This window comes from Dietzia aerolata, assembly GCF_014144865.1.
In the GTDB taxonomy this organism is placed as follows: Bacteria; Actinomycetota; Actinomycetes; order Mycobacteriales; family Mycobacteriaceae; genus Dietzia; species Dietzia aerolata.
This window is the reverse complement of record NZ_JAALDM010000094.1, coordinates 1-10,525: the sequence shown is the minus strand read 5'-3', so window position 1 is coordinate 10,525 and position 10,525 is coordinate 1. Positions and strand designations below refer to the sequence as shown.

General features: G+C 64.6%; 10 protein-coding genes and 5 pseudogenes. 3 read left to right on the top strand and 12 right to left on the bottom strand.

Features of this window, described 5'->3' with window-relative positions; genetic code table 11:
• A pseudogene (locus tag G6016_RS16965) lies at positions 1 to 881 on the top strand (hypothetical protein); the annotation flags it as partial.
• 7 nt (positions 882 to 888) lie between these two features.
• On the opposite strand, the pseudogene G6016_RS06595 reads toward G6016_RS16965, so the two are convergent.
• The 11 genes and pseudogenes from G6016_RS06595 to G6016_RS06550 all read right to left on the bottom strand — a co-directional run.
• Positions 889 to 1,395, bottom strand: a pseudogene (locus tag G6016_RS06595) (MinD/ParA family ATP-binding protein); the annotation flags it as partial.
• 53 nt (positions 1,396 to 1,448) lie between these two features.
• Positions 1,449 to 1,841 carry a DedA family protein gene (locus tag G6016_RS06590; protein WP_182631879.1) on the bottom strand — a complete coding sequence of 131 codons (393 nt, stop codon included), beginning with the start codon at positions 1,839 to 1,841 and terminating at the stop codon, positions 1,449 to 1,451.
• Positions 1,842 to 1,897: 56 nt separating this feature from the next.
• Positions 1,898 to 2,206, bottom strand: coding sequence for an antibiotic biosynthesis monooxygenase family protein (locus G6016_RS06585; RefSeq protein WP_182631878.1), 309 nt, complete (start codon positions 2,204 to 2,206; stop codon positions 1,898 to 1,900).
• 121 nt (positions 2,207 to 2,327) lie between these two features.
• The gene (locus tag G6016_RS06580; protein WP_182631877.1) at positions 2,328 to 2,813 is read right to left on the bottom strand and encodes a hypothetical protein; all 486 of its coding nucleotides are present in this window, start codon (positions 2,811 to 2,813) and stop codon (positions 2,328 to 2,330) included.
• Between the two features lie 60 nt (positions 2,814 to 2,873).
• The gene (locus tag G6016_RS06575; protein ID WP_182631876.1) at positions 2,874 to 3,266 is read right to left on the bottom strand and encodes a hypothetical protein; all 393 of its coding nucleotides are present in this window, start codon (positions 3,264 to 3,266) and stop codon (positions 2,874 to 2,876) included.
• Positions 3,267 to 3,346: 80 nt separating this feature from the next.
• Complete coding sequence (locus G6016_RS06570; RefSeq protein ID WP_182631875.1) at positions 3,347 to 3,748, bottom strand: hypothetical protein; 402 nt, start codon at positions 3,746 to 3,748, stop codon at positions 3,347 to 3,349.
• 29 nt (positions 3,749 to 3,777) lie between these two features.
• Entirely contained in the window at positions 3,778 to 4,179 is a 402-nt protein-coding gene (locus tag G6016_RS06565) for a hypothetical protein (protein WP_182631874.1), read from the bottom strand.
• A gap of 7 nt (positions 4,180 to 4,186) precedes the next feature.
• A pseudogene (locus G6016_RS17810) lies at positions 4,187 to 4,414 on the bottom strand (DNA/RNA non-specific endonuclease); the annotation flags it as partial.
• Between the two features lie 26 nt (positions 4,415 to 4,440).
• Positions 4,441 to 5,734, bottom strand: a pseudogene (locus G6016_RS06560) (ISL3 family transposase).
• Positions 5,735 to 6,175: 441 nt separating this feature from the next.
• Positions 6,176 to 6,607: a hypothetical protein gene (locus tag G6016_RS06555; RefSeq protein WP_168698380.1), complete on the bottom strand. Its 432-nt coding sequence runs from the start codon at positions 6,605 to 6,607 to the stop codon at positions 6,176 to 6,178.
• Between the two features lie 10 nt (positions 6,608 to 6,617).
• The gene (locus tag G6016_RS06550; RefSeq protein WP_182631873.1) at positions 6,618 to 7,019 is read right to left on the bottom strand and encodes a DNA/RNA non-specific endonuclease; all 402 of its coding nucleotides are present in this window, start codon (positions 7,017 to 7,019) and stop codon (positions 6,618 to 6,620) included.
• A gap of 101 nt (positions 7,020 to 7,120) precedes the next feature.
• Between G6016_RS06550 and G6016_RS06545 the strand changes: the two genes are divergently transcribed.
• Both G6016_RS06545 and G6016_RS06540 read left to right on the top strand, forming a co-directional pair.
• The gene (locus G6016_RS06545; RefSeq protein ID WP_182631872.1) at positions 7,121 to 7,471 is read left to right on the top strand and encodes a hypothetical protein; all 351 of its coding nucleotides are present in this window, start codon (positions 7,121 to 7,123) and stop codon (positions 7,469 to 7,471) included.
• Positions 7,472 to 8,262: 791 nt separating this feature from the next.
• A complete protein-coding gene (locus G6016_RS06540; protein WP_182631871.1) occupies positions 8,263 to 10,275 on the top strand; it encodes a TPR repeat domain-containing protein in 2,013 nt (670 codons plus the stop codon).
• 15 nt (positions 10,276 to 10,290) lie between these two features.
• Here G6016_RS06540 and G6016_RS06535 read toward each other — a convergent pair.
• Positions 10,291 to 10,525: pseudogene (locus G6016_RS06535) on the bottom strand (A/G-specific adenine glycosylase); the annotation flags it as partial.

The window sequence follows — 10,525 nt, the reverse complement described above, 5'->3', positions numbered from 1 at the left end:
GAATGACGTACGGGAACGGGTCGGGGCAGGGGCAGGGTCCGTGGCAGCCGCCGGGCCGAGGGCCGTGGCAGGCCCCGGGACAAGGGCAGGGGCAGGGGCAGCCTTCCGGTCCGGGGCAACAGCAGAACCACGGACCGTGGCACGCACCCGGGCAGGGCGGGGCCCACGGCCAGCCGCCCGGTCAGGGCCCGGGCCAGGAACCCGGGCGGACTCCGGGGTACGAGCAGTGGCAGCAACCCGGTGAGCAGAACAAGAAATCGAATGCGGTCTGGTGGGTCCTGGGCAGCCTCGGAGTTCTCGGGCTGATCGCCGTGGTGGTCGCCGGCATTGGGGTGACCAGGATGCTGAATGATTTAGACGTCTCGGAGGAGAGTCAGAATTCGGCTGTGGCGGCCTCGTCGTCGTCCTCATCGTCTCCCACGCCGCCCACCCGCCCCTCGTCACCGACTCCCACCACGGAACCCGACTCGTCGGGCGCGGGCGGCGACCCGATACGCAAGCCGCCGCGGTTCCCGCAGGTTCAACCGGCGGCGGACCTTCCCGAGGACCAGGCGGCCGCGCTCGGTGTGGACGTGGATATCCAGACTTCCGAACTGCGGTACGTGGTCTTGGACATGTTCGACGAGCCCATCTATAACTGCATCTTCTCCGCCGACTTCCAGAACCTCACGGATCAGCCGATCGAGGTGACTGCCGAATTCCAGACCACCGGAGATACTCGGTTGGAGTGGTCGAGCGGTTCGCCCAATGACTTCGCACCGAACGATTCCACCGAACTTGTCCTGGGCTGGGACGGGCTGAGCCGGGAAGAGGTCGGGCTGAGCGAGGACGAGTGCACCGGTTCCGTGGAACTCACCTTCCTGGAGGTGGCCTCGGGGTGACCGGGGGCTACCGCAGTCGACGCGCTGTGGTGGGGAACGAGTCGGCGACGGTCGCGGCGAGTTCGACGAACGCGCGACGGGTCCGGTCGCCCAGCAGGTCCAGGTCGATGGGCGACCCCTCCGACAGGTGCTGGTCGTAGGGGACGACCTGGACGGCGCGGGTCCGACCGAGGAAGTGCTGTGCCAGCTTGTCCACATCGACCGACGCCTCACCAGGCTTGACCGAGGAGATCACCACGACGGACTGGCCGACCAACCGGCTGAATCCGTGGTGGACGAGCCAGTCCAGGGTCGCCGAGGCGGACTGGGCACCGTCGATGGCGGGCGAGGTGATCAGGACGATCGCGTCGGCCAGGTCGAGCACGCCGTTCATCGCCGAGTGCATTAGGCCCGTGCCGCAGACGGTGATGATGATGTTGTAGTGGTGTTGGAGGATGTCGATCGCGCGACGGTAGTCGTCCTCCGAGAACGCCTCGGACACGGCCGGGTCACGCTCGGAGGCCAGGACCTCCAGTCAGCCGTCCGTGACGGGGCACGGCGTAGCCGAGCAGTACCGGGATGTGATCGTCAGCCGGTGATCTGGTTCCAGAGTGCGCCGATCGCCGCGAACCCCACCATGCCGACTGTCGAGTAGAGCAGCGCCCACAGCAGGCAACCCACGATCACCGCGGGGAGGTAGCGGCGCAGGGGCATGAGAGTGAAGCCGGCGCTGAAGTTGATCGCCGTCTGGACACCGATCGTCAGGAAGGACAGCGGCACCGCAACGATCCCGAGACGCGCGGACAGCCGCTGCGCCCGGAGCATCGTCGGACCCTCGAGATGACGGGCCATCTTCTTGCTGAGCCGCCCACCATTGAGCGCGCCGCGGCCAAGCCAATAGGTGGCGTTGGCGCGCAGCATCACGATCACGAAAAGCAGCACGAACGCCAGGGCGAACGGCTGCTGCGAAATCCAGTCCATTCGTTATGTGTCCCTGGCGTTCGTGTGATTCGAGTAGGCGTGGGTGGCGAGGGGTGTCAGCCCGCGGGCTTGACGTCCATCACGACGTCGAACTCCAACAGGTTGGCGCCCTCGGCGACGGGCTTGCCGTGCTGGCCGGCGTGGGCGGCGCGGGCGTCACCGTCGCGCCATGCCTCGAAGGATGCGTCGTCCTCCCAGGTGGTCACCACGAAGTAGCGGGTCTCGCCGCCGGTGGGGCGCAGCAGCTGGAAGCCGAGGAATCCCGGCGACTTCTCGACGGTGTGGGCACGCTCGGAGAAACGACGCTCGAGCTCGGGGCCGGCCTGCGGCGGGACGTTGAGGGCGTTGATTTTCACAATGGCCATAAGGAAAGCCTACGCTTAGCGATCGGGTTAGGTGGGGTGCTGGGGGGTGGAGCGTGAGCATTGTCCTGCGCCATGCCGCCGTTCATGCGGCCCCGGACCCAGTCCTACGCGGGTACTGCGTTCAGGCTGGGGAGAAGCGGTAGAAGTACTTGGTGACGTAGAGCTCGTCGACGATCGTGGTGACCATCAGGATGAGGTCTGTGCCGTCGGTGAACAGGTTGTTGTCCATGTCAAGGTCGCTGTCGGAGTACTTGCTCACCCAGGTGCCGTCCACCTGGCGCTGCATGCGAAGGTATGGCGCCACGCTTCCTACAATGCGTCCGTCCTGGTCCTCGATCGAGTTGATCAGGACGCCCTGCTCTTTTTCGGCGGAAGTCCAGGGGACCTTCGCCCCGCCCCGCATAGTGAACAAGACCTCGCCGCTCGATTCGGTGATCTCGAGCGTTTCGCCGCTGGCAGTAGAGAAATCTTCCGGGGTGTAGTGCGAGCGATCGCGGAAGATGATCGCGAAGCTCCCCGAGCGGTGCCCGGCGTCTTGTTCCGAGACGCCAGTCAGCTCCCACTGGCCGAGCAGGGTGGTGGGGTCAGTCGTCTGGGGTGCGGGCATGGTCGGATCCTCTCGGTGGGGTAGCGGGGCTCGTCGACAGTTCTGTATGGGGGAGGCGGGTCAGGGTGCCAGCGCGGCGCGGAGATCCATTGAACTGGAGACGTTGAAGCGCCAGACCTCGGCCTCGTCGCCGGGGTGGAACGTCACGGTCGCAGTCTTCGCCTGGAGGTCGCACTGGATTACGGCTGCGACAGGTTCGCCGGGTTGGTCGTCTCTGTTGTCTACCCAAGTGTTATTTGCGACAGCTTCTAGAATTCCGAGGGTATTGGGATGGATGTCGCCGACATAATTCTCGCGCTGTGGTCCGTAAGCAGCGGCGATGAACTTGATTGTGTTGGACTCGTAGAAAAGGATAAAGGCCGCGTGTTCTGCAGGAGCTTCTGCAAGGAAGTACGGGTCGTTGGTGAGCTTCTCGACCAGAACTCCGGCTGTATCGTTATCAACTGTCAGCATGATCGACATGGTCCCCTCGCTCGATTCCATTTCGAATTGTCCTGCGCGCCCGCATGTCTTCGTAGCACGTCGTTGTGGACTCAGGGTTCGAGGGCGGTGAGCAGTTCTCGGAAGTTGTTGTCGTTGAATCGCCAGGCTTCGGAGTCGTCACCGAGGTGGTAGATCACGGTCGCAGTCTTCGCCTTGAGGTCGCACTGGATGATCGCGGCAAGTGGTTCGCTGAGTTGGTCCTCACGATTATCGATCCAAGTGTTATTGACGACGCCCCGCAATATTCGGATTGCCGACAGGTCTATATCCTCAAGCGGATCGACTCGCTCGGGCCCGTAGCCGGCGGAAAGGAATTCCACGGTACTGGACTCATGAAATAAAACGAAGGCAGCGTGATCGGCGGGTGCTTCAGCAAGGAATGAGCGGTCGCCAGCAAGTTTGTCGACGAGCACTCCGGCGGTCTCGTCGTCGACGGTCAGTGTGATCGACATAGCTCCGCTCGATGATAGATTTTGGCGGGTCAGGGAGCCAAAGCGGCGCGGAGATCCATTGAGTTCTCGTCATTGAAGCGCCAGGCCTCGGACTCGTCGCCGAGGTGATAGGTCACGGTTGCAGTCTTTGCTTTGAGATCGCACTGGATGATGGCGGCCAGTGGTTCGCTGAGTTGATCTTCGCGATTGTCCAGCCACGTATTGTTCACAACACCCTTCAGTGTTTGGAATGCTGAGGAGTGGATTCGAGCGCGATTGTTGACTCGCTGGGGCCCATAGGCGGCGAAGAGCATATTGATTGTGTTGTCCTCATAAAATAGGATCATCGCCGCGTGGTCAGCAGGCTTTTCTGTGAGGAAGAATTGATCTTTGGTTAGCTTATCGACGAGCACTTCGGTGGTCTCGTCATCTACGGTCAGCGTGATCGACATGGCTTCCTCACTTGATTTCTGCGCGGTTGAATTTCTGGCCCGCCTTGTTCTCGAAGGTCTCGAATCGTACTTCGCCCAAGCCGGTCGACTTGTAACTAACGGTAACTTCCGACGGTCGTGATCCGTCGGGCGGATACTCCAACGAGATACTCCCCTCTACCGGGTGCTGAGCCGACACGAGCGCGGCCAGCTCGTTCTCCATCGTCTTGTAGGCGCTGGTGTTGAAGTTACAGTTCTGCGGGAAGAGGGGCCCTTCCGGAACTAGAGTGCATTGATTCGGTCTTGGAGCTGACCGGAGTGGATGAGTGACCGCAAGATGTAGTGGTTGCGGTTTCTGAAGCCCAGAGCGATTCCGCGGAGGTGCTCGAGGCGTCCGTTGATGGCTTCGACGGGCCCGTTGGAGGCGCCGACGTCGAAGTAGGCCAGGATCTCGCGGTGGCGTTTCCACAACGACCGCCCGAGCTGCGCGAGCTCGGGCAACTCCTTCGGTACGCCGCTGCGGATGGACTTGAGGAGCTTGTACATCGCGATCTTGCCCTCGCGTTTGCCGGAGGCCTCGTAGGCGGTGATGAGTTGCTGGTAGACGCCGTAGATCACCTCCACCGCAGCGTGCGCGGTGTTCGCGGTGAACGCTTCCCAGAGTCGGATCTTCTGCTTGGGTTTGAGCAGGCTGGCGCGGGTGTTCAACGTCCGCCGTATCCCGTACAGCGGGTCGCCGGAGCGGCCGCGGTGCCCGGTGGTTTCCTGCTGCACCCGCTGCCGGCACAGGGTGAGCTTCTCGGCCGCGAGATGGACCACGTGGAAGGGGTCCATGACGGTGCGTGCCTCGGGAACCGCGTTGGCGGCGGCCGAGTGATAGCCGGCGGACCCGTCCATGGTCACTACTTTGATACGGTCACGAAATACCTGGTCACGGTCATCGAGCCAGTCGGTCAGGGCCTTCGCCGAACGCCCGGAGATCATGTCCAACAACCGGGCTCGGGGTCAGGTCCACCAGGACGGTGACAAACGAACTGGTCCCGTCGCCGCGGACGTGCTTCCACTTGTGCTCGTCGACGCCTAAAATTCGGACTCCGTCGAGGTGGTCGGGCTGGTCGTAGACCATGTCGCGGATCTTCGACAGGGCCAGGTCATTGACCAGGTCCCAGCCCACGTCCAGGGCCTTGGCCACGGCGGCCACGCTGGTGCGGTCGATCGCTAGTCGCTGCAGGATCCAGCGGGTGCAGCGGAAGGTGGTCTTGGCTCGATCTTCGGCCAGCTTTGGCAATCGCAGCTGGAAGATCTTCGTTTCGCAGGCGGGGTTGTCGCAGACAAAGCGGGGAAGGCGCACGTGCAGCTTGGTCGGGTGCCCCACGATCGGAAGGTCGGTGAGCCGACGCTCAACATGATCGCGGAGACGAGCCTGCTCACCGCAGTCAAGGCAGGTCGGATCGGCTTGGACCGGGGAGCAGAACAAGTGCGTCTGATCATCAAGCACAGCGGCGTCGGTGATCGTCACTCCGAGCTCGACGGTGCGGCAGATGGTGTCGGCAAGCAGGCTGGCGGTAGCGTTCAAGACGGGTCCTGGGGAAGTGAAGTTCTGGTGTAGGAACTTGCATCTTCACACGCCCCAGGATCCCTACATCTTGTGCCTCACTGCATCACCGCCGGATCCCCGCTACGCACTCCGGTACCGGAAGGGCCATTTAATATCGATGGTGTCTGGGCTAGGGGGTGGGTCACTGAAGAAGAGGCTGAGCTCCCTCTTCCCCTCGTTGGCTGTCGCCAACAAGCGCCGCCGATTCGTTTTCCGGAGGCGGCGGTGAACTTGGCCTCGGCGTATGTCGAGGTGTCACGGAAGATCACCGGGTAACTTCCGGAAGTCGGTCAGCTCCCACCGGCCGAGGGGGGACGTCGGTTCGGAGGGATGCCGGTCCTGGGTCTTGGTCGGATCAGCTCGATGCCAGAGAGGTGAAGAGCACCGTCGCGTTCGCGTCGGTGATTTCCAACTTCCGGTTCACTCAAGGTTGGTAGGGGGCTGGATCGATTCAGGGCGTAGCTTCTCGCGAATCTGCTGACGATTGCCGTCGGTGACTTCCCAGGGGAGGGCCTCTTCGCCGGTGTAGTAATGGACGAGCATGTCAGTCTGCCCCGGTTCGAACGAGATGGTCGCGGCGTTGGGGACTCCCGGTTGATCGCTCCGGTGATGCAACCAGGTCCCTTCCACGATTCTCGTGAGTACGTCTCGTGTTGGGATCTTGAGATTGCATTGCGCGGCGGCTTCGTGGTCGTTGTATCCACTCGTCGTGGTGAGGACCATCGAATCCGCGTAGTAGCTCAGTATCGAATATCCCTGGAACGGGCCTTTTCGGAGAATTTTGGGGTCATTGGTGACGGCCTCGACCAACTCGTGGGCGAACTCATCAACAACCGCGAGCGATACCTTCATCGCGTCTCCTTTACCGGTACGTTCGATCGTAGGGCTGGCCGGATTCATTGATGAAGTAGGGATCTTCTGTCGGTTCGAAGACCACAGCTCCACCATCGTCCAGACCTTCGAATTCGACTTTGACGACATCGGGTCTTCGGTTGTCAGCGGAGAAGTCGAACGCCACCGTGCCCTCCACCTGAAGCCCGTCTGCCACAAGAGCCGCCCACTCGTTCTCCATCTTCTTGTAGGCGCTGGTGTTGAAGTTACCGTTTTGCGGGAAGAGGTTGGGTAGGCCCTGGTCGAGCATGAAGCGGTGGGCGGCGATGTGGCCTGCGTGGTCGCCTTCGATGGCGCCGTGTTCGTTGCTGCCGTCGGCTTCTCGGCTGGAAACATCTCGCTGGTGGCCGACCTCTTCGTTGGTTCGGCCCATGCCTTCGAAGCTGTGGCGGAGGGTGACTTCTGCTTCGACGGTCCGGGACGGCCGAGCAGTTGGCCGCGAGGTCGTGGTGGACGGGCCCTGAGATCTACGTTGTGGTCGACGACCATGACCTGGTGGCCCCCACGACGGGAAGCGATCCGCTGTCGGATCTGCACCAGTTCTTCCCGCAGGCACGGGATGTCGGCCTACATGTGGTGTTGACCCGCAGGATGGGCGGCGTGAGCCGGGCGCTGTACAGCGGCACTGTCGCCAAGCTCAAGGAACTCTCGGTGGACACCCTGGTCATGTCCGGATCGAGCGACGAGGGGAACATCGTGGGCAAACTCAAGCCGAGCCCTCTTCCCCCGGGGCGCGGGACGCTGGTCTCCCGCGCGGCGGGGTCCCAGATGATCCAGGTGTGTGCTGTTCCACCGGTCGTCTCGACTCCGCTGGCGGACGAGTGAGCGGGCGTCGACGGGTGCTGCTGACGGCAGTGTCCGTTGTGGTGACAGGGAGGATGGCACTGGGGTGCGGTGCGCAGCCTGACGGGGCCGATGACCCGGGCTCGCAAGCGGGGGCCGAGGCCGAGATTGCTGAGACTGGTCGGTTCTCGGCGGTGTGGCACGGTGGTCCGCATCTGGATGTGATGTCGCCGTTGGGCACGTTCGTGCGTGCGTACGTCGAGGACGCGATTTGGGCCTACTCGACGTGGGATACGGAGGAGTTGAGTCGGTCCGTGATCGAGGCGTCAGCCTTCGACATCGAGGGGCAGCTGGAATCCCAAGCGCCGTCAGGTCGTCCTCCGGAGTTTGGGGGCGCACTCGATTATCACGTGGCAGAGGAGTCGGGCTCCGCGGAGCGCACACAGGTCACAGTGTGTCGAACTAATCCCCGGCTCGGGTCCAGGGACGCGGGGTCAGACGAGGGGTTCGTTTCGCGAGCTGACGGGCAGCCGCCTGCTGTTCATCCGAGTCTGCTCGTGGTGTCGCAGGAGGGGTCGGCGCCACCGGCGGCTAACGCGGGAACAGAGAATGTGCCGCCCCGGGAGGCGTTCGGTGAGTGGCGTGCCCTCCGGTTTGAATACTCTCCTCGGCGAGAGGAACGTGTCGAAGCCCAGAGGAAGTGCAATGAGTTATTAGGGCTCCCGGCGGAGTACCCCGATAGTCCCGCCACTTATACGACGGTGCCGAGCATGCCCGAGGTCGCACCGTCTCCGGGGTGGCCGGTCGGTTCGGCTGCGGCGGGAGATTTCTAGGTGACGGCGGCGAGTGGTGGGCACCGACGGATGCTCACCGCTGGTTCGCTGGTGGTGTCGCTGTGCGCGGTGCTCGGATGTGCAGTGCCGTCTGGTGATGGCCGCACCGGGGAAGAGCAGGGCGATCTCACCGTGTCCGCAGGTCCGGGTGTGGCGCAGGTTGTTGTGGATGCGAGGGCGTTGGCGGACGGGACGGCAACGCGGGAGCAGCGCGCGAGGCTGTCTGCCGCGACGTCACTGAGCGATGCCCAACGCGCAGCACTGGACAGGGGCGGAGAGGCGGTGATCTCCACGGGGCAGATGGACTATCTGTCCGGCCTCGCCCGGACCCTCGACAGGGACGGGGGGCTCGCCGCGTTCCTGGGGTTCGGTGGACGGGACGCGGAAGTGAAGGCGCACCTCGCCGACGGGATGCAGATCCTGTCGACGCCACGTGTGCGTACCGGTTCGGCAGAGCCGGGTGAGCAGGTCTCCTCCGGGGGGACGTCGGGGCACGACCCGGTTCAGCACCGCCGCGGCGGACTCGACGCCCTGCCTCCGAGTTGGGCGGCAGCTCTCACGGACAGTCCGGTGGTGCTCAGGCGCGAGGCCGCGGCGATGCCCGGCTTCGTCGGCTTGACGAAGTCGGCGACGAGGACGACGGGGCTGCCGACGATCGACGACCTGGGGGTGATCAGTGAGGTGCTCGGACACGGTACGGATGAGGCCCGTCGGGGCAGCGACATCGACAGGGCCCTCATCGCCCGGGCCGCAGACATCGCGGCCGCGACCAATGACCCCGCGCTGCGCTACTCGACCCCGGCCGCCCGGTCGGGGATAGAACCGACTGCGATAGGGGAGACGCTGGATTCGATGCTCGCCGTGGCGGGTCGGGACGAGATCGCCGTGCATGACGCCATGATGACCGGCCGTGACGGGCGACCAGAAGTGATCGGGGGGATGCCGGAGGGGTTCTCGGCCCCGGTGGACATGCCGCCCCTCGGGCATGTCGAGTTCACCGCGGGGGCGTATGACGCGAACGTGTCCATGACGGCTCTTCTCTCCTTCGACTGGGATGAGGGGGCCGGACATGACTCGGGGATGAGGAGCCTGCTCGGCTGGCGGGGAGAGACAGACGCGGCGACCGGTGATGCGGGTGGGCCCGGCCGGGTGGCCACCCGTGCGGGCGAGACCGCGGGTGAACTGGCCCGGATCATCGCGGACAACAGACGTGCGCTCGTGGATGTGGAGCCCTACGGAAACGACTCGGCGGCACAGCTCAACCCCGGGGTGTGGGTGGCGGCGGCTGCTGTGGTGGGGCCCCATCTCATCAGCCTGGCGGGAGGCGACACGTCGGCCATCGGCATCGACGGGGCGCGGAGGCTGGATGGACAGCACCAGATGACGGACCTGTTCGTGGTGCTCGACATGCACCCCGCCCCGGCGACCACGATCAACACCCACGGTGCTGATGCGGTGAAGCACCTGCAGCAGAAGATCGGCGAGGAGGCCGAGTTCCTGCCGAACGGGGACGCCAGGGCGACGCTGGAGTCACACCAGATGGGCCGGATCACCCTCGGTATGCAGTCCGGCCTGGGGCTGGCGGTGACCGAGCTCGGACGCGACGGGAAATGGGACGAGGCCCTCGGCTACCTCAGGGAGGGCGTGCTCGCTGAGGGCGGGACGGTTCTGCGGCCGGAGGTCGACAACGTTCCGGCGACACGGGACAGGGCCGGGGACGACGGGGGACGCGAGGAGTTCGAGGCTCTGGAGAACTCTGTTGACTTCCGGGTGGAGGCGACGAAACGGGGTGACGCCATGCTCGTGAACCTGCTCAACGGGTATGTGAAACAGCGTCCGGAGCTGCGGTTCGGGGAGCTGGCCCCGTACTTCGCCGCAGACGGGATGTTGACGGCACCCGACGCCCCGGACGCCCGGGACGCCTTCTATGAGATCGCGGACCGGGCGGTGGGAAGGCTCGACGAGGAGGTCATCAAGGGTGTGGAGACGGCAGGGGCGAACAGGGAGTGGTGACGGGGGCCGCGGGGGTCAGGTGGGCAGCGTGTAGTGGTCGTGGTTGCGCACCATCAGCCCGTCGTCGAGCAGCGAGGCCAGTGCCCGGTCGCGCTGGGCCGCGTCGGGCCAGACCGCGTCCAGTCGGGCGGCGGTGGCGGTGCCGTCGCCGTCCCGCAGTACGTCCAGGAGCAGGCCGCGCACCTGTCGGTCGGTGCCGGCGTAGGTCTGGGCCCTGCGGCGGGGCCCGTTCCAGGCGGGGCGGCCGGCG